This is a genomic window from Flavonifractor sp. An92 (assembly GCF_002159175.1).
GTDB lineage: Bacteria > Bacillota > Clostridia > Oscillospirales > Oscillospiraceae > Pseudoflavonifractor_A.
The window spans coordinates 1-22,165 of the sequence record NZ_NFGZ01000023.1 but is presented as its reverse complement, the minus strand read 5'-3'; the positions used below and the strand labels follow the sequence as shown (position 1 = coordinate 22,165).

General features: G+C 64.7%; 21 protein-coding genes, 3 tRNA genes and 1 other RNA gene. 17 read left to right on the top strand and 8 right to left on the bottom strand.

Going from position 1 to position 22,165, the window contains the following annotated elements:
• The first annotated feature begins 91 nt into the window (after positions 1 to 91).
• On the top strand, positions 92 to 820 hold the full coding sequence (locus B5G43_RS13120; protein WP_087262116.1) for a YebC/PmpR family DNA-binding transcriptional regulator: 729 nt from the start codon (positions 92 to 94) through the stop codon (positions 818 to 820).
• A gap of 51 nt (positions 821 to 871) precedes the next feature.
• Here the strand turns inward: B5G43_RS13120 and B5G43_RS13115 are convergent, their stop codons facing one another.
• From B5G43_RS13115 to rnpB, 3 genes are all read right to left on the bottom strand, one after another.
• Complete coding sequence (locus B5G43_RS13115) at positions 872 to 1,231, bottom strand: DUF1413 domain-containing protein (protein WP_087262114.1); 360 nt, start codon at positions 1,229 to 1,231, stop codon at positions 872 to 874.
• Between the two features lie 132 nt (positions 1,232 to 1,363).
• Positions 1,364 to 2,233, bottom strand: a complete 870-nt coding sequence (locus B5G43_RS13110; protein WP_087262112.1) for a radical SAM protein — start codon at positions 2,231 to 2,233, stop codon at positions 1,364 to 1,366.
• Between the two features lie 163 nt (positions 2,234 to 2,396).
• An RNA gene (gene rnpB, locus B5G43_RS13105) (RNase P RNA component class A) lies at positions 2,397 to 2,746 on the bottom strand.
• Positions 2,747 to 2,891: 145 nt separating this feature from the next.
• On the opposite strand from rnpB, the gene B5G43_RS13100 reads away from it, so the two are divergent.
• Positions 2,892 to 4,661: an LTA synthase family protein gene (locus B5G43_RS13100; protein ID WP_087262111.1), complete on the top strand. Its 1,770-nt coding sequence runs from the start codon at positions 2,892 to 2,894 to the stop codon at positions 4,659 to 4,661.
• 41 nt (positions 4,662 to 4,702) lie between these two features.
• Here the strand turns inward: B5G43_RS13100 and B5G43_RS13095 are convergent, their stop codons facing one another.
• A complete protein-coding gene (locus B5G43_RS13095; RefSeq protein WP_087262109.1) occupies positions 4,703 to 5,116 on the bottom strand; it encodes a thioesterase family protein in 414 nt (137 codons plus the stop codon).
• A gap of 157 nt (positions 5,117 to 5,273) precedes the next feature.
• Between B5G43_RS13095 and B5G43_RS13090 the strand changes: the two genes are divergently transcribed.
• The 12 genes from B5G43_RS13090 (at position 5,274) to B5G43_RS13035 (ending at position 17,957) form a co-directional block, all read left to right on the top strand.
• The gene (locus tag B5G43_RS13090; protein WP_087262107.1) at positions 5,274 to 6,206 is read left to right on the top strand and encodes a metal ABC transporter substrate-binding protein; all 933 of its coding nucleotides are present in this window, start codon (positions 5,274 to 5,276) and stop codon (positions 6,204 to 6,206) included.
• On the top strand, positions 6,203 to 6,973 hold the full coding sequence (locus B5G43_RS13085) for a metal ABC transporter ATP-binding protein (protein WP_087262106.1): 771 nt from the start codon (positions 6,203 to 6,205) through the stop codon (positions 6,971 to 6,973). Before B5G43_RS13090 ends, B5G43_RS13085 begins: the two co-directional genes overlap by 4 nt.
• A 1-nt stretch (position 6,974) precedes the next feature.
• Positions 6,975 to 7,814 (top strand): metal ABC transporter permease, encoded by an 840-nt coding sequence (locus B5G43_RS13080; RefSeq protein ID WP_087262104.1) that lies wholly within the window; start codon positions 6,975 to 6,977, stop codon positions 7,812 to 7,814.
• Between the two features lie 35 nt (positions 7,815 to 7,849).
• The gene (locus B5G43_RS13075; protein ID WP_087262102.1) at positions 7,850 to 8,704 is read left to right on the top strand and encodes a patatin family protein; all 855 of its coding nucleotides are present in this window, start codon (positions 7,850 to 7,852) and stop codon (positions 8,702 to 8,704) included.
• A gap of 115 nt (positions 8,705 to 8,819) precedes the next feature.
• The gene (locus B5G43_RS13070) at positions 8,820 to 10,184 is read left to right on the top strand and encodes a citrate/2-methylcitrate synthase (RefSeq protein ID WP_087262100.1); all 1,365 of its coding nucleotides are present in this window, start codon (positions 8,820 to 8,822) and stop codon (positions 10,182 to 10,184) included.
• 96 nt (positions 10,185 to 10,280) lie between these two features.
• The gene (locus tag B5G43_RS13065; RefSeq protein ID WP_204244520.1) at positions 10,281 to 11,189 is read left to right on the top strand and encodes a multidrug resistance efflux transporter family protein; all 909 of its coding nucleotides are present in this window, start codon (positions 10,281 to 10,283) and stop codon (positions 11,187 to 11,189) included.
• Between the two features lie 33 nt (positions 11,190 to 11,222).
• Positions 11,223 to 13,007 carry an FUSC family protein gene (locus tag B5G43_RS13060; RefSeq protein ID WP_087262098.1) on the top strand — a complete coding sequence of 595 codons (1,785 nt, stop codon included), beginning with the start codon at positions 11,223 to 11,225 and terminating at the stop codon, positions 13,005 to 13,007.
• Between the two features lie 268 nt (positions 13,008 to 13,275).
• The gene (gene glnA / locus B5G43_RS13055) at positions 13,276 to 14,607 is read left to right on the top strand and encodes a type I glutamate--ammonia ligase (RefSeq protein ID WP_087262096.1); all 1,332 of its coding nucleotides are present in this window, start codon (positions 13,276 to 13,278) and stop codon (positions 14,605 to 14,607) included.
• A 45-nt stretch (positions 14,608 to 14,652) separates the two neighbouring features.
• Entirely contained in the window at positions 14,653 to 15,192 is a 540-nt protein-coding gene (locus B5G43_RS13050; RefSeq protein ID WP_087262094.1) for an ANTAR domain-containing protein, read from the top strand.
• A gap of 14 nt (positions 15,193 to 15,206) precedes the next feature.
• A complete protein-coding gene (gene dapF, locus B5G43_RS13045) occupies positions 15,207 to 16,049 on the top strand; it encodes a diaminopimelate epimerase (RefSeq protein WP_087262164.1) in 843 nt (280 codons plus the stop codon).
• Positions 15,994 to 17,211: an LL-diaminopimelate aminotransferase gene (locus B5G43_RS13040; protein ID WP_087262092.1), complete on the top strand. Its 1,218-nt coding sequence runs from the start codon at positions 15,994 to 15,996 to the stop codon at positions 17,209 to 17,211. The genes dapF and B5G43_RS13040 overlap by 56 nt, the downstream gene beginning before the upstream one ends.
• 140 nt (positions 17,212 to 17,351) lie before the next feature.
• On the top strand, positions 17,352 to 17,957 hold the full coding sequence (locus B5G43_RS13035) for a cytidylate kinase-like family protein (RefSeq protein ID WP_087262090.1): 606 nt from the start codon (positions 17,352 to 17,354) through the stop codon (positions 17,955 to 17,957).
• Between the two features lie 41 nt (positions 17,958 to 17,998).
• Here B5G43_RS13035 and B5G43_RS13030 read toward each other — a convergent pair.
• The 3 genes from B5G43_RS13030 to B5G43_RS13020 all read right to left on the bottom strand — a co-directional run bounded on the left by B5G43_RS13030 (position 17,999) and on the right by B5G43_RS13020 (position 18,830).
• A tRNA-Arg gene (locus B5G43_RS13030) sits at positions 17,999 to 18,075 on the bottom strand.
• Positions 18,076 to 18,238: 163 nt separating this feature from the next.
• A tRNA-Phe gene (locus B5G43_RS13025) sits at positions 18,239 to 18,314 on the bottom strand.
• Positions 18,315 to 18,401: 87 nt separating this feature from the next.
• Positions 18,402 to 18,830 carry a hypothetical protein gene (locus B5G43_RS13020; protein ID WP_087262088.1) on the bottom strand — a complete coding sequence of 143 codons (429 nt, stop codon included), beginning with the start codon at positions 18,828 to 18,830 and terminating at the stop codon, positions 18,402 to 18,404.
• A gap of 155 nt (positions 18,831 to 18,985) precedes the next feature.
• Here B5G43_RS13020 and B5G43_RS13015 point away from each other — a divergent pair.
• Together B5G43_RS13015 and tsaD are read left to right on the top strand one after the other, a co-directional pair.
• Positions 18,986 to 19,073, top strand: a tRNA-Leu gene (locus B5G43_RS13015).
• A 73-nt stretch (positions 19,074 to 19,146) separates the two neighbouring features.
• On the top strand, positions 19,147 to 20,157 hold the full coding sequence (tsaD, locus tag B5G43_RS13010) for a tRNA (adenosine(37)-N6)-threonylcarbamoyltransferase complex transferase subunit TsaD (RefSeq protein ID WP_087262086.1): 1,011 nt from the start codon (positions 19,147 to 19,149) through the stop codon (positions 20,155 to 20,157).
• A gap of 53 nt (positions 20,158 to 20,210) precedes the next feature.
• On the opposite strand, the gene B5G43_RS13005 is transcribed toward tsaD, so the two are convergent.
• Entirely contained in the window at positions 20,211 to 21,308 is a 1,098-nt protein-coding gene (locus B5G43_RS13005) for a DUF3048 domain-containing protein (protein WP_087262084.1), read from the bottom strand.
• A gap of 197 nt (positions 21,309 to 21,505) precedes the next feature.
• Here B5G43_RS13005 and B5G43_RS13000 point away from each other — a divergent pair.
• Positions 21,506 to 22,165, top strand: a 660-nt coding sequence (locus B5G43_RS13000; RefSeq protein WP_242960581.1) for a DUF4364 family protein, incomplete at its 3' end; no start/stop codon positions are given.

Genomic DNA, 22,165 nt, shown 5'->3' with positions numbered 1-22,165 from the left:
AGTGCGGCGGGCTGTGATAGACTAGTTGCGATGATTTTCGGCGCTTACCGCCACGCGGTGGGGCCGTAGGATTTAAGAAGGGAACGATTGTATGTCTGGACATTCCAAGTGGCACAATATCCAAAAGACCAAGGGCGCGGCCGACGCCAAGCGCTCTCAGATGTTTACCAAGATCGCCCGTGAGATGATCGTGGCGGTCAAGACCGGCGGCAGCGGCGACCCCGCCAACAACTCCCGCCTGGCCACCGTCATCGCCAAGGCGAAGGCGGCCAACATGCCCAACGACAACATCAAGCGCACCATCGACAAGGCTCTGGGCGCCGGAAACACCGACAACTTCGAGAGCGTGGTGTACGAGGGCTACGGTCCCAACGGCGTGGCCGTCATCGTGGAGGCCCTGACCGACAACCGTCAGCGCACCGCTCCTGAGGTCCGCCACCTGCTGGACAAGTACGGCAAGGGCCTGGGCGCCACCGGCTGCGTGTCCTGGTCCTTCGACCGCAAGGGCGTCATCGTCATCGAGCGGGAGGACCTGGACGAGGACACCGTGATGATGGACGCTCTGGACGCCGGCGCCGACGACATGCAGGCCAGCGACGAGGTCTTTGAGATCTACACCGATCCCGACGCCTTCGGCGACGTGCTGCCCAAGCTGGAGGAGAAGGGCTACACCTTCCTGGAGGCCGGTGTGCAGATGGTGCCCCAGAACTATGTCACCCTGACCGATGAGGCCGACATCAAGAACATGGAGAAGCTCATCGACCTGCTGGAGGACAACGACGACGTGCAGAACGTCTACCACAACTGGGAGCAGGACTAACAGGAAAACCAAAAGCGCCCACCCCGTTTCGGGGTGGGCGCTTTTTTGCGCTCACGGCTTGGCGATGAGCTCGTACTGGGCGTGGCGGTTGCGGTCGGTCATGCCCACAAAGCGAATGTGGGCGGGGTGCTCCTGCTCCACATAGCGGAAGAACTGCCGGCCGAACACGCCGGATACCCCCCGCTTCATGCCGACCCAGTCGTCGCCGTAGACCTCCGGCAGGGTGAAGCGGTCGCCTGGCGCATACTGCTCAAAAATGCGCGCCACCGCGTCCCTGGGGGTGAACTGGGGGGGCTCCTCGTCAAAGACCTTATTTCGGATGACGTCCTGGATGCTGATGCCCGCCTCCGCAGCCATGTGTTCCAGCTTCTGATAGTAGGTGTCATTGAGGGAGATTTTCACGATAGGCATAGTAGATTCCTCCTGTCACATGTGAGGGCCAACCTGACAAGGCTAGGATAGCATGATGGCCCTCACATGTCAAGGGAGAAAAAATCCGCGGCACGGCAGAAGGTTCTGCTGTGCCGCGGGTTGGTCGCCGCGCTATTCCACAAAGGCCACCGCGGGCTCCTGTTCCGCATAGGTCTCGATGGCCTCGTCCAGCTTTTGGAGCATTTTCTCTTTGTCGCGGGGGAGGAGGCCCCGGACCCGGAAGGGGAGGAAGTCGTGAAAACCGTCGTAGGAGAGCCCGTCGGTCTCCAGCAGCTCCAGGAGCCGCCGCTCCTCCCGCAGGTTTTCCAGCTCGTCGGCGGGGACGAACCGCCCGGCGAGGATGTCCTGGTACAGCGGGGCCCGGCGGTGGAGGAAGAGGGAGAAGTTGACGATGCGGTCCGGCCGCGTGCGGTTGTAGAATTCCGCCAACGCCTGGGCGTTTTCCAGCCCCCGGCCCTTGCCGCAGATGCCGGTCATCATGTGGGCGCCGTAGCGCATGCCCGCCTGATGGAGCTTTTCAATGGCCTCCTCGGCCTGGGCCACGGTCTGGCCCTTGTTCATCTGCGCCAGCACGTCGTCCAGGGCGCACTCGATGCCCAGATACAACGTCCGCACGCCGGCGGCGGACAGGGCCTCCAGCTCCTGGGCCGGTTTGCGGAGAATGTCGTGGATGGTGGCGTCCATATGGACGCTCTCACAGGCGGGGAAGGCCTGGTGGACCCGGTCCAGGATGGCCAGCAGCCGGTCCGTCCGGGCGGAGAAGGCGTTTCCGTCCCCTAAAAACACCTGCTTGGGGTTGCCGCCCACCGAGCGGACCCGCTGGAGCTCCGCCTCGATCTGTTCCATCGGGAGCTCCCGGTAGGTCAGGTGTTTGAAGAGCATGCAGAACCGGCACTGGTTGTAGGAACATCCCACCGAGATGGGGAGCATGAAGGAAGCCCGCTCCATGGGGCCGCGGCAGATCTGACCCTCATATTCCATAACATCGCCTCCTGACGCGTCTGTGGGCGGATGGGAACCTTATAAGACTATTATACCAGACCCGGGTGGATTTGCAAGGACCCGCGCCGGGCGCAAAAAAACCGGAACCGGCAGGACATTTCTCCTGCCGGTTCTGGTTCGTGCTGGCCCCGAGGGGCCGTCTGGTGCAAGTAAGCCTGTAAGCCGGGTTCTGTCCTTTAAGACAGCCATCTATCTCGACGTACCGTTGCCGGCACGCTCCAGCCGCCTCCGCGGGACGGTCGGGCCGACCACATGTCCCTCCACGGCGTTGCTCCGGATAGAGTTTACAGCGACGGACGCTTCCACGCCGTCGGGTGAGCTCTTACCTCGCCTTTCCACCCTTACCCCACAGATGTGAGGCGGTATATCTCTGTTGCACTTTTCCTAGGGTCGCCCCCGGCGGGTGTTACCCGTTATCCTTGCCCTGTGGAGCCCGGACTTTCCTCACAGCGGGGCCTTTCGCCCCCGCCGCGCGGCTGTCCAGCTTGCTTGCAAAGGGTATTGTAACCGATTTGGCCCCGCTTGTCAAATCACAGTATATTCGTAACTCCGGCCCGAAGGGCTTTGACATTTTCCCGGAAATCGTGTAATATAGAAAACCTATGTAAAACTTTTGTAAAGGTTTGGAGCGAGTTTTATGAAATCTCAGATGCGCCGTGTGGTGGGGGTCCTGCTGTTTCTCGCCCCGCCGGTGACGGCCTTTTATCTCATGCAGTTCATCCTGGGGGCGTATCCCTGGCAGCTGGCCCCCGGCGTGGTGCTGGCCAATGCCCTGTGCATCGGCGTGGTGTACTTTCCCCTGTGCGCCCTCACCGGGCGGCGGGTCCTGTGCGGCACGGCGATCCATCTCCTGTGTGGGCTGTGGGGGACGGCCAACTATTTCGTCTCGGTGTTCCGGGGCACCCCGGTGCTGCCCTGGGACTTCACCGCCCTGGGCACCGCCGCGGCGGTGGGCGGGAGCTACAACTTCACCCCCACCGTCCCCATGGTCCTCTCCCTGGCGGCGGTGATCGGCGCCACCGTGGCCCTCATCCGCCTGGGCGGCGTGCCCAAACTGCGGGGGAAGGTGCGGATCTTGTGCCTGGGGGTGGGGGCGCTGTGCCTGATCCCCGTCCTCCAGCCCACCCGGCTGGAGAAGCTGGGCGTCAAGACCGACGTGTGGGACCAGACCGGCGCCTACCGCACCAGCGGCGCGGTGGCCACTTTCCTGTGCAACACCGCCTTCATGGACGTGGAGGAGCCCGACGACGTGAGCCCCGAGCGGCTGGGACAGATCCTGGCCAAGGTGGAGCAGGAGATCCCCGACCTGAGCGGCGGGGTAAAGCAGCCCAACATCATCGCCATCATGAACGAGTCCTGGGCGGACTTTGAGGAGTTCGGCAACCTCTCCCTCAGCGAGAGCGTTACCGACTACATCCGCACCCTGGATAACGCCGTGTGGGGCCACGCCTATACCTCGGTGTTCGGCGCGGGCACCAGCGCCAGCGAGTTCGAGTTCCTCACCGGCAACTCCATGGCCTTCCTGCCCTCGGGCAGCATCCCCTATCAGCAGTACATCCTGGACGAGAGTCCCTCGCTGGCCTCCCTCCTGAAGGCGGAGGGGTACGACACCCTGGCCTTTCACCCGGGAGAGCGCACCTCCTGGCAGCGCAATCAGGCCTATCCGCTCCTGGGCTTCGACGGCTTCAAGTGCGGGGAGGACATGGACGTCCCCCAGACCATGGAGCACGGCTATGTGAGCGACGCCTCCGACTTCGCCCAGATCATCTGGGAGTTCGAGCACAAGGAGGCGGGGGAGCCTCTCTTCCTCTTCAACGTGACCATCCAGAACCACGGGGCCTACACCGTGGCCGACTACCCGGCCCAGGTGCAGCTCACCGACCGGCCGGGCGCCTACCCCATGGCGGAGCAGTACCTCACTCTGGCCAACAAGAGCGACCAGGATTTCCAGGCCCTGGTGGACTACTTCTCCCAGTACGACGAGCCCACCATCATACTTATGTTCGGCGACCACCAGCCCTCGGTGGAGCAGGAGTTCCTGGACCTGGCCTACGGCGTGACCCAAGACGAGATGACTATGGAGCAGTACATGAACAAGTACCGGGTGCCCTTCGTCATCTGGGCCAACTACCCTCTGGACGTGACGGAGGGCCCGGAGAACACCAGCCTCAACTTCCTGGGGCAGTATCTGCTGGCCTACGCCGGGGTGGAGAGCGACGACTACGGGGCCTTCCTGTGGGAGACCCAGACCACCCTGCCGGCGGTGACCTTCGTGGGCTACACCGACGCGGAGGGGAAGGCGTACAGCCACCTGGAGACCAACGACTATACCGCCCTCATTCAGGACTATCAGCGCCTGCAATACGACCGGCTCTTCGGCGAGACCGAGGACCGGGTGCGGCGGTAACAATAAGACGCCCGCGGGAGATTTCCCGCGGGCGTTTCCGTTTACGGCTCCACCGCGTCCAGCAGGCTCTGGGCCAGCTCCGGGTCATGGCGCTTGAGGGCGATGGGGCGGCCCTCCCGGTTGATGAAGCAGTGCTCGCTCTCGCCCTCGGCCCGGAGGACCCCGGTGTCCCGGTCCCGCACGGTGTAGGCCAGGCGGTAGCGGACGTTTCCGAACTCGGTGAGCCGGGCCTGGATGGCCACGGCCTCCCCGAAGCGGGCGGCCTGCTTGTACCGGCAGCGCACCTCCAGCACGGGGCTGAGGAAGCCCTTCTGCTCCATGGCGGCGTAGGGGAGACCCAGCTGGTCCAGAAGGTCCATCCGGGCCTCCTCAAACCAGCGGATGTAGTTGGAGTGGTGGACGAAGCCCATCTGGTCCGTCTCGTAGTATTGGACGGTGTGGATATAGTCCTTCAAAGCGGATCACCTTCCTGTCGATTTGCCTCCATTGTAGCACGGGACCGGGGGCTCTGGCAAAGGGGGACTTGTACAAAGTGGGATTTGTCGTGTATAATACAATATTATGGACGCGTCCGAAGGGGATGCGTCAATCTGAATCACTCGAGGTGTATCTGTGAAAAAACGATTTTTGACCGCCCTTGTGGCCGGCCTTCTGCTCCTGTCCGCCTGCACCGCCCCGGCCTCCCAGCCCACGGCCACGGAGAGCGCGCCCGCGCAGACGGACGACGGGACGCTCCACGTCCTGGCCACCACCTACCCGGTGTACCTCTTCACCACCGCCGTGACCGCCGGGGTGGAGGGGGTGGAGGTGAGCCTGCTGGTGAACCAGCAGACCTCCTGCCTCCACGACTACACCCTGACCGTCAACGACATGAAGGCCATCGACGGGGCCGACGTCATCGCCATGAACGGCGCGGGGCTGGAGGACTTTATGGACGACGCTCTGGCCTCCTCGGAGACGCCGCGCATCGACTGCTCCGAGGGCATCGAGCTCCGCGCGGCGGTGGACCGGGACGGCCACAGCCACGACGGCGAGTACGACCCCCACATCTGGATGGACCCCAACAACGCCGCCGCCATGGTGGACACCCTGGCCGCCCGTCTGGGCGAGCTGGACGCCGCCAACGCCGACGCCTATGTGGGCAACGCCTCCATGGCCAAGGAGTCCCTGACCTCCCTGGCGGAGGAGGGGACGGCCATGCTGTCCTCCCTGAGCCACAAGGAGCTCATCACCTTCCACGACGGCTTCCAGTACTTTGCCCAGGCGTTTGGGCTGGACCTTCTGAAGGCCATCGAGGAGGAGGAGGGGTCCGAGGCCTCCGCCGCCGAGATTCAGGAGATGGTGACCCTCGTCGGGGAGCACGACATCCCCGCCATCTTCACCGAGGTCAACGGCTCGGACTCCACCGCCCAGGCCATTGCCCGGGAAACTGGCTGTAAAGTGTATCAGCTTAACATGATTATGAGCGGCGACGGCACCGGCCTCACCCCCTACCTGGAGGCCATGGAGGCCAACCTGGAGACGCTGATGGAGGCGTTGGGATGACGGTACGCAGACATACCGACTGCGGCGGCGGCTGCGCGGGCAGCTGCTGCCTGAAGGTCACCGATCTGGGGGTGAACTTCGGCGGGGAGGAGGTCCTCCACGACGTGTCCTTCCACCTGCACTGCGGGGAGATCGTGGCCCTCATCGGCCCCAACGGCGCGGGCAAGAGCTCTCTGTTCCGCACCATTCTGGGCCAGGTGCCCCACAGCGGCACCATCGAGTTCCAGCGGGCGGGGGGCGACAAGACCCGGCCCCTCATCGGCTACGTGCCCCAGTCCCCCAGCTTTGACCGGGGGGACCCGGTGAGCGTGCTGGACTTTTTCGCCGCGGCGGTGGACCACTGGCCGGTGTTCCTGCCCATCCCGGCCAAGCTGCGCCGCCGGGTGGAGGCGTGCCTGGAGCGGGTCCACGGGGAGCAGCTCATCGACAAGCGCCTGGGGGCGCTCTCCGGCGGAGAATTGCAGCGGGTGCTGTTGGCCCTGGCGCTGGAGCCCCTGCCCCACATCCTCATTCTGGATGAACCCCTGTCCGGCGTGGACATCGACGGCGAGAAGCAGCTGCTGGACATGCTGGACGAGATCCGCACCCGCTTCGACCTGTCCATCCTCCTGTCCACCCACGATTTCGCCACCCTGGACCAGTACGCCGACAAGGTGATTTTGCTCCGCTCCAGCGTGCTGAAGGTGGGCACCCCCGCCCAGGTCCTCTCCAGCCCGGAATTCCAGGAGGTCTTTCACCTCAACATCACCGGAAGGGGGGAGCGGTAACATGCAGTTCTGGAACGAGCTTCTCTCCGGCCTGCCCTTCGAGTGGGCGGCCTACGACTTCATGCGCTGGGCCTTTCTGGCCATCCTGGTGATCTCGCCCCTCTTCGGGCTCCTCTCCACCATGGTGGTGGAGAGCCGCATGTCCTTCTTCTCCGACGCCCTGGGCCACTCGGCCTTTACCGGCATCGCCATCGGCACCCTCCTGGGGCTGATGGACCCCATGTGGTGCGCCGTGGCCTTCGCGGTGGTGTTCGCCGTCCTCTTCACCTATGTGCGCCGCCACACCAACATGGCCAGCGACACCGTCATCGGCGTCTTTTCCTCCACGGCGGTGGCGCTTGGCATCTTCATCGCCACCCTGGGAGGCGGCAGCTTCACCAAATTCAACGCCCTCCTCATCGGCGACATCCTCAGCGTGGAGCCGGGGAAGGTGGCCCTTCTCTTCGCCATCCTGGTGGTGGTAGTGGGGCTTTGGGTGTGCTCCTTCAACCATCTGATGCTCTCCTCGGTCCATCCGGCTCTGGCCGACAGCCGGGGCATCCGGGTCTTTTGGCAGGAGGCCATTTTCTGCTCCGCCATCGCCGTGGTGGTCACGGTGTCCATGACCTGGGTGGGCCTGCTGGTCATCAACTCCCTGCTGGTGCTCCCCGGCGCGGCGGGGCGGAACCTGGCCAAGAACATGCGGCAGTACCACGCCTTCTCCATTCTGGGGGCGCTGGTGTGCGGCGTGGCCGGGCTGATGACCTCCTATTATGTGGGCTCCTCCACCGGAGCCTGTATCACCCTTTATCTGGCGCTCTGGTTCGCGCTGACCTTCCTGCTGCGGAAGGGGAGGCAGTGAGGGCCGGCGCCCATCTGGAAAGAAGGCGTATTGGTATGAAAACCGGAATCGTGCTGGAGGGCGGCGCCCTGCGCACCATCTTCTCCAGCGGCGTCACCGACGGCCTGTTGAAGGCCGGCGTGGATTTCGACTATCTGGTCGGCGTGTCGGCGGGCATCGCCTACGGCGTGAGCTACATCTCCAAGCAGTTCGGCCGCAATCTGGAGATTCTGAAGCGCTACGCCAACGACAAGCGGTACATGGGCGCCCGGAACCTCTTCAAGCCGGGCAACCGCTGCTATTTCGGCCTGAAATTCACCTACCAGGACATCCCTGACAAGCTGGTGCCCTTCGACTACAAGACCTTTGCCGCCTGGCCCGGCCGGGCCGAGGCGGTGGTCACCAACGTGGAGACCGGCAAGGCCGAGTATCTGGAGGTGCCCCGCACCGACGACGACCACTTCAAGCTTCTCCAGGCCACCTGCGCCATGCCGCTGCTCTTCCCGGTGTACGACATCGGGGGGAAGAAGTACCTGGACGGCGGGGCGGCCGACGCCATCCCGTACCGCCGGGCCTTTGCGCAGGGCTGCGACAAGGTGGTGGTGGTCCTGACCCGGGAGCGGAGCTACCGCCGTCAGCCTGAGAAGCTCCAGAAGGCCATCGACCTGCGCTACCGGCAGTATCCCGCCTTCTGCGAGACCATGCGGGAGCGCTGGAAGGTCTACAACGCCGCCCGGGAGGAGCTCTTCCGCCTGGAGGAGGAGGGGAAAGTGTTCCTCTTCGCCCCCGAGAACACCCAGGGCTTTTCCCGCGTGGAGCGGGACCAGCAGAAGATCCAGGCCCTCTGGCGGGCGGGCTACGACCAGGCCGACGCGCGCCTGGAGGAGCTGCGGGCTTTCCTGGGCGCGTGAACACTCCTGAAATTTCGGCCGCGGATTCACAATCTGGTAACAATTACATGCTATACTGATTTAGAACAACACAATCAGAAACTGCGAAGATCACGCGGCAAAGGAGGAATATCCCATGGCAACGAACCCCAATTACGGACGGATCACGCCGGAGATCGAGGCAATGGCCGAGATGACCCGGAGCAACAGCAGCATCGACCCGGCGGATTACGTGCGCTATGATGTCAAGCGGGGCCTGCGCGACCTGAACGGCAAGGGCGTGGTGGCGGGCCTGACCGAGGTGTCCGACATCATCGCCAAGAAGGTGGTGGACGGCAAGGAGGTCCCCTGCGACGGCGAGCTGTACTACCGGGGCATCAACGTGCAGGACCTGGTGAACGGGGTCCTGAAGGAGAAGCGCTTTGGCTTTGAGGAGACCGCCTATCTCCTGATGCTGGGCCGCCTGCCCAACGCCAAAGAGCTCCAGGAGTTCCAGGCTCAGCTGGCCTATTACCGGTCGCTGCCCAACAACTTCGTGCGGGACGTGATTCTGAAGGCCCCCAGCGGGGACATCATGAACTCCCTGGCCCGGAGCGTGCTGAACCTGGTCTCCTACGACGAGAACGCCGACGACATCTCCCTGCCCAATGTCATGCGCCAGTGCATGCAGCTGGTGGCGGTGTTCCCCCTGCTGGCGGTGTACGGCTACCAGGCCTATCATTATAAGGAGGGCAACAGCCTCTATATCCACGCCCCCCAGCCCCAGCACTCCACCGCCGAGACCATTCTGTCCCTCCTGCGGCCGGACTCCGCCTACTCCTACTGGGAGGCCCACGTGCTGGATATCTGCCTCATCCTCCACGCTGAGCACGGCGGCGGCAACAACTCCACCTTCACCACCCACGTGGTCACCTCCTCCGGCACCGACACCTACTCCTGCATGGCCGCGGCCTTGGCCTCGCTGAAGGGCCCCCGCCACGGCGGCGCCAACATCAAGGTCATCCGCATGTTCGAGGACATGAAGCAGGTGGTCAAGGACTGGAAGGACGAGGACGAGGTGCGCCACTACCTCCAGGCCCTCCTGGACAAGCAGGCCTTTGACAAGTCCGGCCTCATCTACGGCATGGGCCACGCGGTGTACTCCCTCTCCGACCCCCGCGCCAACATCCTCCACGGCATGGTGGAGAAGCTGTCCCGGGAAAAGGGCCGCATGGAGGAGTACGAGCTCTACTCCATGGTGGAGCGGCTGGGCCCCGAGGTCATCGCCGGCGAGCGGAAGATGTACAAGGGCGTGTCGGCCAACGTGGACTTCTACTCCGGCTTTGTCTATCACATGCTGGACCTGCCGCTGGAGCTCTACACGCCGCTGTTCGCCATGGCCCGTGTGGCGGGCTGGGGCGCCCACCGCATCGAGGAGCTCATCAACATGGGCAAGATCATCCGTCCGGCCTACCAGTATGTGGGCCAGCACCAGCCCTATCATCCTCTGAGTGACCGCTGAGGAACTGTAAACCGAGCCGCAGGGCGGGCGCCCCTTTTGGGGCGCCCGTTTTTCTCCTGGGCAAGAAAAAATTTGAGAGAAAAGAGAGAAATTACCTTGAAACGCATCCTGACCCTGGGCATCATTTCGTCCTTTTTCTTCGCCTTTACCTTTATTCTGAACCGGAGCATGAACCTCTCCGGCGGCTATTGGATCTGGAGCGCCTCGCTGCGCTACCTGTTCTCCCTGCCCATCCTGCTGGTGCTGGTGGGGGTGCAGGGAAAGCTGAAGCCGGTCTTTGCGGCCATCCAGAAGGCGCCCGGCGCGTGGCTTCTCTGGAGCACCGTGGGCTTCGGCCTCTTCTACGCGCCCCTCACCTGGGCGTCCGACTTCGGGCCGTCCTGGCTTACCGTGTCCCTGTGGCAGCTGACCATCGTGGCCGGCGTGTTCCTGAACCCCCTGTGGGGCAAGAAGGTGCCCCTCAACAGCCTGGGGGCGGTGCTGGTCATCCTGGCGGGGGTGTTCCTCATCCAGAGCGAGAGCATCCTCTCCGGCGAGGCCGGGGGAGAGGCCCTCATCTGCGTGGGGCTCATCGCCGTGGCGGCGGTGGCCTACCCCCTGGGCAACCGCAAGATGATGACCCTGTGCGGCGAGGAGCTGGACACCCCCCAGCGGGTGCTGGGCATGACCATCTGCAGCGTGCCCTTCTGGCTGGTCCTGTCCGCCGTGGCGGTGGGGCAGAACCGGCTCCCCGACGGGAATCAGCTCTTCCAGGCCTTCCTGGTGTGCCTCTTCTCGGCGGTCATCGCCACGCTGCTTTTCTTCCAGGCCACCAATCTGGCCAAGAGCGACCCGCGGCTTCTGTCGGTGGCGGAGGGCACCATCGCGGGTGAGATCGTCTTTACCCTCATCGGCGGGGTGGTGCTGCTGAAGGACCCCCTGCCCAGCGCGGTGCAGTTCGTGGGCATCGCGGTCATCATCGCGGGGATGCTGCTCAACTGCCGGGCGGCGGCCCGGCGGGCGTAAGAACCGGCCAAACATCGAAAGGGGGGAGGAGCCATGGCAAAGGACCTGGGACTGTGGCGGGAGCGGACCCACCGCTGGTTCCGGCAGTGGAAGAGCACCCTGCCCGCCATTCTGATGGGGGTGGTGCTCTTCCTGGTGTGCATGAACGTGGGCGGGAGAAACGTGTCCTCGGTGGGGATGGTCTTTCTCTTCTACCTGCGGGGGCTGTGGAGCCGGCACCTCTCCTTCAAGGCCTACACCGTGGACTTCCTCACCGTGTCGGTGAGCGCCCTAGTGGGCGTGGCGGCCACGCTGCACTACCCCCTGTGTCTGGTGCTTAACGCGGCCTGGATGCTGCTGGTCACCATCTGGTACGGCGACGATTTCCAGCCCAGGAGCTATTTCCTCTACGGCTTCGCCTTCGTGCTGGGGCAGATGAACCGCTGCACGGTGACCGACCTGGGGCGCTGTGCCCTGGCGTGCGTGCTGTGCGGGGTGCTCATCGCCCTCTTCGTGGCGGTGATGAAGCGCCTGCGCCCCACCCCCGACCCGGGGGAGAAGGCCCTGCTGGCCGCCTTCGCGGAGCTCACCGACCGCCTTGCGGCACTGGAGGGCGGGCCCCGGAGCTACCGCACCATCGTGGCCCCCGCCACGAATTACGCCAAGGCCATCTACGGTGACGTGCTGAAGCAGTGGGGCAAGCTGAACAAGGGTCAGGCGTGGTACTTCGCCACTCTCACCTGCCTGGAGCAGATCCGGCTCATGATCCGGCAGAGCCTGGACCAGGACCGGGTCCTCACCGAGGAGGTGGAGCGCTACTACCAGCGCATGCGGCAGGCCCTTTGGCTCCATGAGGTCAGCGACGAGGCCCTGGCCGCCCTGCGGGACCGGGTGGAAAAGCTCCTGGCCACCCCCGCCCCCCGGCACAGTCACCGCTGGAAGGCGGCGCTGCGGGACCTTCTGAGCCAGCTGGACCTGCGGGAGGACCGGAAGAGCCGCTCCTGGTCGGTGCGCGCCGCCCTGGGGGTGAAGCTGCGGCAGCTGCGCCAGGGCCTGTCCATGGAAAATGCCTGGGTGCGTTTCGCCGTCAAGACCACCGTCCTCAACACCCTCACCTTTGCGCTGGTCTATCCCATGCCCTTCGTGCGCCGGGTGTGGGTACCTATGACGGTGTACTGCATCCTCAACGTCTTTCACAAGGACGAGCGGAAGCAGGCCTACGAGCGCATGGTGGGCACCATTCTGGGCGTGCTGCTCTTTGCCCTGGTCACCGAGTTCATCCCCGGGGACCAGACGGTCAAGAGCATGGTGTTCCTCTTCGTGGGCTTTTCCATCATGTTCTCCATCCAGGACACCCGCATCATCACCCTCATCGGCACCCAGATCTCGGTGCAGAGCCTGTGGGCCCGGTCCATGACGGTGTCCCAGGCGCTGGAGGGCCGCTTCCTCAGCATCCTGGCGGCGGCGGCCTGCGCCTGCGCGGGGGGTTTCATCCTCTTCCGGGTGGAGAAGGGGGACCTGGTGCGCAACCACACCCGGGACACGGCGGACAACCTGCGCCGGCTGATGGCCGGTCTGCGGGACCGGAAGGGCACCGGGGAGGGGGAGCTGCTGCTGCGCAACCTCCTGGCCATCGACGCCACCGAGCGCCTGCTGGCCGGGGAGACCGACCCGGCGGCGGCCCGCTGCCTGGAGGAGCTGCTCCCCAGGAGCTACGCCCTCCAGGCCCGGCTGATCCAGCTCTTCCTGGTGCTGCGGCACCGGACCATCCTGGGCGTGGAGTGGGAGGAGCTCTCCGAGGACATGGAGCGGCTGGACGCGGCCCTGGCGGCGCTGTAAAAACCCCGGACTTTGGCGAGACGGCCGGAAGATGGGACCGTTTCAGGCCAAAGGCTGTGAAAATGTCCCCTTGCCAAGGCGGCGGGGATATGGTAGTATAGAGCAGAACCTCTGGGCCGCGGGGCGGTCAGGGGTGCGGCGGAGCACCGCCGTTCACCGGTTGAGAACAAAGGCGTTCCGGCTCCCCAGGGAGCGGAGCGCCTTTTTTTGGTCTACCGGGCAAGGCTGCGGCCTATATATGGAAATGAGGGAAAGGGGAAGGATACTCATGGAGTATACCAAGGAAGAGATCATCCGCATCATGCGGGAAGAGGACATCAAATTTATCCGGATGCAGTTCGCCGACATCTTCGGCCAGCTGAAAAACGTGGCGCTCACCGCCTCCCAGATCGAGAAGGCGGTCAACAACCAGATCATGTTCGACGGCTCCTCGGTGGAGGGCTTCGTGCGCATCGACGAGTCCGACCAGTGCCTCTATCCCGATCTGAACTCCTTTACGATCTTCCCTTGGCAGGCCCAGTTCGGCAAGACTGCCCGGCTGATCTGCGACGTCCACAACACCGACGGCTCTGCCTTCATGGGCGACCCCCGGAACGTGCTCAAGCGCACCCTGCAGAAGATGCACGACATGGGCTATGACACCTTCAACGTGGGCCCCGAGTGCGAGTTCTTCCTCTTCAAGACCGACGAGCACGGTCTGCCCACCACCGAGACCAACGACGAGGCGGGCTACTTCGACCTGGGCCCCCTGGACCACGGTGAGACCACCCGCCGGGAGATCTGCCTGAACCTGGAGGAGATGGGCTTCGAGATCGAGGCCAGCCACCACGAGAACGCCGCCGGCCAGCATGAGATCGACTTCAAGTACGCCGACGCGCTGACCGCCGCCGACAACATCATGACCTTCAAGCTGGCGGTCAAGCTCCTGGCCCAGAAGAACGGCCTCCACGCCACCTTCATGCCCAAGCCCATCTTCGGCGTGGCCGGCTCCGGCATGCACACCAACATGTCCCTCTTCAAGGACGGCAAGAACGTGTTCTGCGATCCCAGCGATCCCCGCGGCCTGTCCAAGGAGGCCTACTCCTTCATCGCCGGCATCCTGGCCCACGTGAAGGGCATCACCGCCATCACCAACCCCCTCGTGAACTCCTACAAGCGCCTAGTGCCCGGCTACGAGGCCCCCTGCTACCTGGCCTGGTCGGCCTCCAACCGCTCGGCGCTCATCCGCATCCCGGCGGCCCGGGGCCAGTCCACCCGCGTGGAGCTGCGCTCTCCCGACCCGTCCTGCAACCCCTATCTGGCCTTCGCCGTGTGCCTGGCCGCCGGCCTGGACGGCATCGAGAAGGGCCTCACCCCGCCCGACGAGATCAGCGAGAACATCTACGCCATGGACGACGCCACCCGCGCCGCCCACGGCATCGAGTCCCTGCCCGACTCCCTGTCCAACGCCATCCGGGCCCTCCAGGCCGACCAGCTGCTGATGGACACCCTGGGCGACCACGTGGCCAGCTACTACATCCAGGGCAAGCGCAGCGAGTGGCGGGAGTACAAGACCCGTGTGTCGTCCTGGGAGCGGGAGAAGTATATCATGAACTATTAAGCGCCCCGGACCACGGTGTCCGGAGCAACGGGGGGAGAGACGTGGATGGAGCGGGTGCTGCTGGTCTTTGAGAACGAGGGCACGGGGGAGAAGATCCGCGCCCTTCTGGAGCAGACCGGGGCGGCCCGGGGTATCCTCTGCCGCACCGCCGCCCAGGCCCGGGTCCTGGCCGCCCAGCAGGGCATCTCGGTGGTCATCTGCTCCTACCGCTTTCCCGACGGCAGCGCCCGGGAGCTCTTCTACGACCTGCCCCGGGGGAGCGCCATGGTGCTCCTGGCCCGGCAGGACATGCAGGCCCTCTGGATGGAGGGGGGCGTCTTTCGCCTGAGTCCCCCCATCACCCGCCGGGCCCTGCTGGATACCCTCCGCGCCGCTCTGTCCGCCGCCCGGCGGGACACCCGCCCCGCCCGCAGCGAGGAGGAGCGGGCCCTCATCGCCCGGGCCAAGGCCGTTCTGATGGAGCGGCGGGGCATCGGGGAGGGGGAGGCCCACCGCCTGCTCCAGAAGCGGAGCATGGACGAGGGGCGCAAGCTATCCGACACCGCCCGCCTCCTGCTGGAGGAGGCGGAGCGGCGGACCCAATAGGAGGTGTCCATTTGCTGCGGTTCACCAAGATGCACGGCATCGGAAACGACTATGTGTTCGTGGACTGCACCAAAGAGAGCCCGGCCGACCTGCCGGGGCTGGCCCGGCGGATCTCCGACCGCCATTTCGGCGTGGGGAGCGACGGGCTCATCTGCATCTGCCCGTCGGACCGGGCGGATTTCCGCATGCGCATGTTCAACGCCGACGGCTCCGAGGGGGCCATGTGCGGAAACGGCATCCGCTGTGTGGGGAAATTTCTCTACGACCGGCGGATGACGGAGAGAACGGTCTTAACCGTAGAGACCGCAGCGGGTGTAAAGGAGTTGCGCCTGCGGGTGGAGGGCGGAAAAGCGGTGGGAGCCACCGTGGACATGGGGGAACCCACCTTGGGCAAACCCCTTGTGGTTCCAATCGCGGGAAAGGAAATTACCTTTACACCGGTCTCCATGGGCAATCCCCACGCGGTCTCGCTCTGTCCCTGCCCGGAGGACATCAATCTGGCCCTTCTGGGCCCGGCGGCGGAGCACAGCCCCTGTTTTCCCGGGCGGGTGAACGTGGAGTTCGCTGCCGTGGAGAGCCCCCGCCGCATCCGCCTGCGGGTGTGGGAGCGGGGGAGCGGGGAGACCCTGGCCTGCGGCACCGGGGCCTGCGCGGCGCTGGCGGCGCTGGCGTCCCAGGGGCTGTGCGAGCGGGAGGTCACCGCGGTGCTGCCCGGCGGGGCGCTGGAGGTGCGCTGGGCGGATGACGGCCACATTTACATGAGCGGTCCGGCTGTGACCGTATTTGAAGGAGAATACGAACATGGTACAGATGAACGCGAATTTCCAGAAGCTGCCCGGCAGCTACCTCTTCTCTGAGATCGCCCGGCGGGTGAGCGCCTACACCGAGGCCAACCCGGACAAGAAGCTCATCAAGCTGGGCATCGGCGACGTGACTCTGCCCCTGCCCGCCGCCGTCACCGCCGCCATGCACGCCGCCGTGGACGAAATGGCCACCGCCGGTGGCTTCCACGGTTACGGCCCCGAGCAGGGCTACGCCTTCCTGCGGGACGCCATCGCCCGGCAGGACTACCAGGACCGGGGCGTGTCCATCCAGCCCGATGAGATCTTCATCTCCGACGGCGCCAAGAGCGACTGCGGCAACATCGTGGATCTGTTCGGCCTGGACAACAAGGTGGCCGTGTGCGACCCGGTGTACCCGGTGTACGTGGACACCAACGCCATGGCCGGCCGGGCGGGGGATTTCAATGAGGCCACCGGCCGCTGGTCCAACCTGGTCTATATGCCCTGCGTGGCGGAGAACGGCTTCCTGCCGGAGCTGCCCCGGGAGGACGTGGACATGATCTACCTGTGCTTCCCCAACAACCCCACCGGCGCCGCCGCCACCAAGGAGCAGCTTCTGCCCTGGGTGGAGTACGCCAACCGCACCGGCGCGGTGCTGCTGTACGATTCGGCCTATGAGACCTTCATCACCACCCCCGGCGTGCCCCACACCATCTATGAGATCCCCGGCGCCGAGACCTGCGCCATCGAGTTCCGTTCCTTCTCCAAGACCGCCGGCTTCACCGGCACCCGCTGCGCCTACACCGTGGTGCCCAAGGCCCTGGTGCGCCAGGGGCTGAGCCTGAACGCCATGTGGAACCGCCGCCAGTGCACCAAGTTCAACGGCGTGCCCTACGTGGTCCAGCGGGGCGCGGCGGCCATCTACACCCCCGAGGGCCGCGCCCAGGTGCAGGCCAATCTGGCCGTGTACCAGGAGAACGCCCGGGTCATCCGGGAGGGCCTGGCCGCGGCGGGGCTCACCGTGTCCGGCGGCGTGGACTCCCCCTATGTGTGGGCGCAGACCCCCAACGGCATGGGCTCCTGGGCCTTCTTCGACCGCCTGCTGAAGGAGGCCAACGTGGTCACCACCCCCGGCGCGGGCTTCGGCCCCAGCGGCGAGGGGTACATCCGCCTCACCGGCTTCGGCGAGCGGGAGGCCACCCGTCAGGCCGTGGAGCGCATCCGCGGCGTGCTGTAACCAGAAAAGCCCCCCGGTCCTATGGACCGGGGGGCTTTTTGCGCTGGAAGGCGTTGACAGGCTCATGGCCTTCGCTTAAACTAAAGACAGAGGACCGGGACCGCTTCCCGGCACTGCTTCGTGTTTCGAGGAGGGATCGTATGGGACACACTGTCATCGCGCTGAGCCGTCAGTACGGCAGCGGCGGGCGGGAGATCGGCCGCCAGCTGGCCCAGCGGCTGGGCATCGCCTTTTATGACAAGGAGATCATCGAACTGGCCGCGGGCCGGGGAGACATCGAGCTCTCCCGCCTGGAGGGGGCGGATGAGAACCGGAGCCACCCCTGGCTCTTTGAGAGCGTGTACGAGGGCGGCGGTACGGCGGGCCGGGGCACCTCCCCCAGCGACGCCCTCTACTGGCTCCAGAGCGAGGTCATCCGCAAGAAGGCCCGGGAGGAGGACTGCCTGCTGGTGGGGCGCTGCGCCAACCATGTGCTGGCCCGGGCGGGCATTCCCCACATCAGCATCTACATCTGCGCCCCGCTGGAGAAGCGCATCCAGCAGGTGGGCCTGCTGGAGCACGTGGACGAGAAGGAGGCCGCGGCTCTGGTGCGCAAGACCGACAAGCAGCGCCGGGCCTACTATGAGCAGTACACCGGCCGCAGCTGGGGCGCGCCGGAGAATTACGACCTGTGCATCAACAGCGCCCGGTACGGCGTGGAGCGCACGGTGGACCTGCTGGTGCGCTACTGCCATCAGGTGGACTGAGGAAAAACAAAAGTGGGACATCCGTTTGGATGTCCCACTTTTGGTACGGCTGAAGGGATTCGAACCCCCGACCTACTGGTTCGTAGCCAGTCACTCTATCCAGCTGAGCTACAGCCGCATACCGCCGTGCGAGTCGTTCTCGCTGACAGCTCAATTATAATAGCACACTCCCCAGAGGAATGCAACCCCTTTTTCGAAAAAATTCGAAAAAATTTTTGGCGGCAGGGGAGAGGGATTGGAGACCAGAAAAAAGGACACGACATACGTCGTGTCCTTTTTTCTGGTGCCTCCGGCCGGAATCGAACCAGCGACACGGGGATTTTCAGTCCCCTGCTCTACCAACTGAGCTACAGAGGCGTTGCGAAAATAACGGTGTTATTCTACCGCAGCTTCCGCCAAAATGCAAGTGTTTTTTTCAAAAGAACCCAAAAATTTTTTGAGCCCTCACAGGAAGGTTTTCAGGCGCTCCACGTTCTTCTCCTCAAAGGTACAGAGCTCCTCCAGAAGGGAGCGGATCTCCTTCTCGGCGTGGGGGTACTGGCTGAGCTTCTGCCGGGCCTGGACGATGCCCATGCTGCTGCCGATGAGGAGCATCCCCGCCAGGTGGGAGGGGCTCCTGTCGTTGAGGGTCTGGAAGTCCACCATTAAATAGGTCCGCAGCTTCTCGCCCACGGAGAGGCCCTTCTCCTCCTTGCCGTGGCGCTCCAGCAGCAGGCGGGCCTTTTGCTCCAGGTGGTCGTAGCCCTGCTGCTGCTCCCGCATGTGGGTGGCGAAGGGCTCGTCGGGGCAGAGCTTCAACAGCTTGGAGAGGGAGAGAGCGCCCATCTGGGCGTTCTGGGCGGTGAAATCCAACAGCTCGGTATTACCGTTCATCGGGCACACTCCTTTCTCCCATAGGGTCTCCAGCGGGGGTCAAAAATATTTTGAAATTTTTTTGAAAAACCTGTTGACAGATGGGGAAGTCGGTGGTAATATATATCTCGCGCTGAGGCGAACGGCAAACGGCCGAGGCCGAAAGCGAAAGAAATGCGCGAGTGGTGGAATTGGCAGACTCGCTAGATTCAGGTTCTAGTGTGCATTACGCACGTGCGGGTTCAAGTCCCGCCTCGCGCACCAAGGAGAGAAGGACACGCCCAGGCGTGTCCTTCTTTTTTGTTTTCAACAGTTCCGGAGAAGAGGAGCGGATGATATGAAGATACTGGCAGTGGAATCCTCCTGCGACGAGACCGCCGTGGCGGTGGTGGAGAACGGGCGGACGGTGCTCTCCGATGTGATCGCGTCCCAGGCGGACATGCACGCCACCTACGGCGGCGTGGTGCCGGAGATCGCCTCCCGCAAGCACGTGGAGGCCATCTCGGGCCTGGCGGAAGAGGCCCTGGCCCGGGCGGGCATCACCCGGGCGGACGTGGACGCTGTGGCGGTGACCTACGCCCCCGGCCTCATCGGCGCGGTGCTGGTGGGGGTGAACTTCGCCAAGTCGGCGGCTTACGCCCTGCAAAAGCCGCTGGTGCCGGTCCACCACGTCCGGGGCCACATCGCCGCCAATTATATCACCCACCCCGACCTGGAGCCCCCCTTTGTGTGCCTGTGCGTGTCGGGCGGCAACACCATGATCGTGGACGTGCGGGACTACACCGACATGTCCATCCTGGGCGCCACCCGGGACGACGCGGCGGGGGAGTGCTTTGATAAGGTGGCCCGGGTGCTGGGCATCGGCTACCCTGGCGGAGCCCCCATGGACAAGCTGGCCCAGGGGGGAGACGACAAGCGCTACGACCTGCCCCGGGCCCACGTCCATGACGCGCCGCTGGACATGTCCTTCTCGGGGCTCAAGACGGCGGTGCTGAACCTGGCCCACAACGCCTCCCAGAAGGGGGAGGAGCTGGATCTCCCCGGCCTGGCAGCGTCCTTCGGGGCGGCGGTCAGCGACACCCTGGTGCCCCGCACCATGGAGGCGGCCCGCCAGATGGGCTACGGCAAGGTGGCCGTGGCGGGCGGCGTGGCGGCCAACTCCCGGCTGCGCGCCGACCTGGAGCGGGCCTGCCAGAAGAGCGGAAACAAGCTCTTCCTGCCCGCCCTGTCCCTGTGCGGCGACAACGCCGCCATGATCGGCTGCCAGGGGTACTATGAGTTCCTGGCGGGCAAGCGCGGCGGCCTGGACCTGAACGCCTACGCCACCCGGGACATCTCCCTGGGCTGATACCTATATAAAAAAGAGAGCGCCGGACCGCTGTGGTCCGGCGCTCGTTTTGTTTATTCGGCGGTGATGTCTGCGTTGGTGGGGACGATATTTACATAGCTGTTTCCCCGGCCCAGGGTGAGGGGAGAGCCGTCAGTGTTGGTGTACACCAGCTGGGCGTTGCGCCCGGCCTTGCTCCAGCGGATCTCGGTCATCTTGCCGCCGCAGGCGAAGTAGCCCTTGCCGCCGCTGGTCAGGTCCACGGTGATGTGGCCCAGGCTGTCGCCGGTGCTGCGGCAGGCGGTCTGGAGCACCAGCACATTGGTGACCTCCACCTGCTCGCCGGTGTTGCCGTCCACGTAGGCCTTGCCGTACTCCTCCACGGCGTACTTGCCGCTCTCGGAGTTGTAGGTAAAGACGCCGGTCTTGACGTTGGAGAAGGGGACCGTGACCGTGTTGGCGGTGACGCCCCCGGCGGGGGTGCCGTCGTCGGCGAAGTCCATCTCGTAAGAGTACCCGTCCTCGTGGTCCAGGCGGAAGGAGTAGGAAGAGAGCTTTTGGGCGATGTTCTCGCCGGTGGTGACTACGCTGTGCTCATAGCCCATGGTTTTCCGGCGCTGGCTGTCCCGCCACATCAGGTTGGACCCGGGGGAGGAGCCGCAGTAGGGCCCCCGCACCCCGTCCAGGGCGGTGACGCCCCAGGATTTGATTTTCGAGTAGGCGTCCTCGCTGCCGCCGGCGTGGATGTACACGGCGTCGTGGCCCAGGGCCAGCTCCAGATAGTAGGGCCGGGAGGAGCGGATGGAGCCGATGCCGCCGGTGTCGCTGGGGTCCTGCCAGACCCCCATCATGCGGGTGATGCCGCCCTCCACGATGCACTCGTAGATGATGTCGGCCTGGGCCACGCCCAGCTGGGGGAGGGCTACCTTCAGGTTGTTGAGCATGACGGCCACCGGACGGCGGTTCACATATTCCTCGTCCAGGGGCATTCCGGTGAGGGGATTCAGGGGCCCGTTATAGGGAGTTGGCGTGGGCTCCGGCGTGGCGGTGGGCTCTGCGGAGACCGTGGGCACGTCGTGCTCCGGCTGGGGGGAGACGGCGGCGGGCTTTCCGCCGCAGGAAGTGAGGGCGAACGTCAGGGCAAGGCAAAGTGGGAGCAGTGGTTTGCGCATGGCTGGGACCTCGCTTTCTCCGTCGAATGGGGTCGAAGGTACGTTGTATGGATATGATACGCCCGCCCGGGACAAGCTGTCAAGCTGGGAAGGGGCGGGGAGTGCTTGCCAAGCGGGGAAAAATCGCGTATAATGAACTGCGGTATGATCCGCGCACGGGCACGTCCACTTTGGTATATGCCCCCGGGGCGGAGCCTATGACCACGGAGAAGGGGGACTGCGCCATGAGCCGGTTCGGATTCATCCATGACAAGATCGAGATCAAATTCCTGGTGCTCTATATCATGGCCCGGGTGGCCTCGCCCATCGACTTTCCCACCCTGACGGAGCTGACCATGTGCGACGAAGGGGTGGACTACTTCGACTTTGCCGAGGCGGTGGCCGAGCTGGTGGAGACGGGGCACCTGACGCTGGAGGAGGACCGGTACGCCATCACCGACAAGGGCCGCCACAACGGCGAGGCCTGGGAGAGCAGCCTGCCGTACTCGGTCAAGCACAAGTGCAACGCCAATCTGGCCCGGGTCAACGGCATCCTGCGCCGCAACGCCCAGGTCCGCACCCAGGTGATCCCCCGCAAGGACGGCAGCCTCACCGCCCGCATGACGTTGGACGACGAGGGGGGCAACATCATGACCATTGAGCTCCTGTGCGTCAACGAGGACCAGGCGGCCCGGCTGTCCCAGGGGTTCCAGGCCAAGCCCGAGCGGGTCTACAATGAGGTCCTGGCGGCCATTCTGGATAAAAACGAAGAGAGCAAGGACCTCATTGTAGACCCGCTCGGGCTTGGCCTGGAACCCCTGGGACAGCCGGGCCGCCTGGTCCTCGTTGACGCACAGGAGCTCAATGGTCATGATGTT

Bases quoted from the DNA above. Each gene is read 5' to 3' on its own strand.
- B5G43_RS13120 (WP_087262116.1), top strand. From the start codon at position 92: ATGTCTGGACATTCCAAGTGGCACAATATCCAAAAGACCAAGGGCGCG.
- tsaD (WP_087262086.1), top strand. From the start codon at position 19,147: ATGAAGATACTGGCAGTGGAATCCTCCTGCGACGAGACCGCCGTGGCG.
- B5G43_RS13100 (WP_087262111.1), top strand. From the start codon at position 2,892: ATGAAATCTCAGATGCGCCGTGTGGTGGGGGTCCTGCTGTTTCTCGCC.
- B5G43_RS13075 (WP_087262102.1), top strand. From the start codon at position 7,850: ATGAAAACCGGAATCGTGCTGGAGGGCGGCGCCCTGCGCACCATCTTC.
- B5G43_RS13020 (WP_087262088.1), bottom strand. From the start codon at position 18,830: ATGAACGGTAATACCGAGCTGTTGGATTTCACCGCCCAGAACGCCCAG.
- B5G43_RS13080 (WP_087262104.1), top strand. From the start codon at position 6,975: ATGCAGTTCTGGAACGAGCTTCTCTCCGGCCTGCCCTTCGAGTGGGCG.
- B5G43_RS13060 (WP_087262098.1), top strand. From the start codon at position 11,223: ATGGCAAAGGACCTGGGACTGTGGCGGGAGCGGACCCACCGCTGGTTC.
- B5G43_RS13040 (WP_087262092.1), top strand. From the start codon at position 15,994: ATGGTACAGATGAACGCGAATTTCCAGAAGCTGCCCGGCAGCTACCTC.
- B5G43_RS13035 (WP_087262090.1), top strand. From the start codon at position 17,352: ATGGGACACACTGTCATCGCGCTGAGCCGTCAGTACGGCAGCGGCGGG.
- B5G43_RS13050 (WP_087262094.1), top strand. From the start codon at position 14,653: ATGGAGCGGGTGCTGCTGGTCTTTGAGAACGAGGGCACGGGGGAGAAG.
- B5G43_RS13115 (WP_087262114.1), bottom strand. From the start codon at position 1,231: ATGCCTATCGTGAAAATCTCCCTCAATGACACCTACTATCAGAAGCTG.
- B5G43_RS13110 (WP_087262112.1), bottom strand. From the start codon at position 2,233: ATGGAATATGAGGGTCAGATCTGCCGCGGCCCCATGGAGCGGGCTTCC.
- glnA (WP_087262096.1), top strand. From the start codon at position 13,276: ATGGAGTATACCAAGGAAGAGATCATCCGCATCATGCGGGAAGAGGAC.
- B5G43_RS13070 (WP_087262100.1), top strand. From the start codon at position 8,820: ATGGCAACGAACCCCAATTACGGACGGATCACGCCGGAGATCGAGGCA.
- B5G43_RS13085 (WP_087262106.1), top strand. From the start codon at position 6,203: ATGACGGTACGCAGACATACCGACTGCGGCGGCGGCTGCGCGGGCAGC.
- B5G43_RS13005 (WP_087262084.1), bottom strand. From the start codon at position 21,308: ATGCGCAAACCACTGCTCCCACTTTGCCTTGCCCTGACGTTCGCCCTC.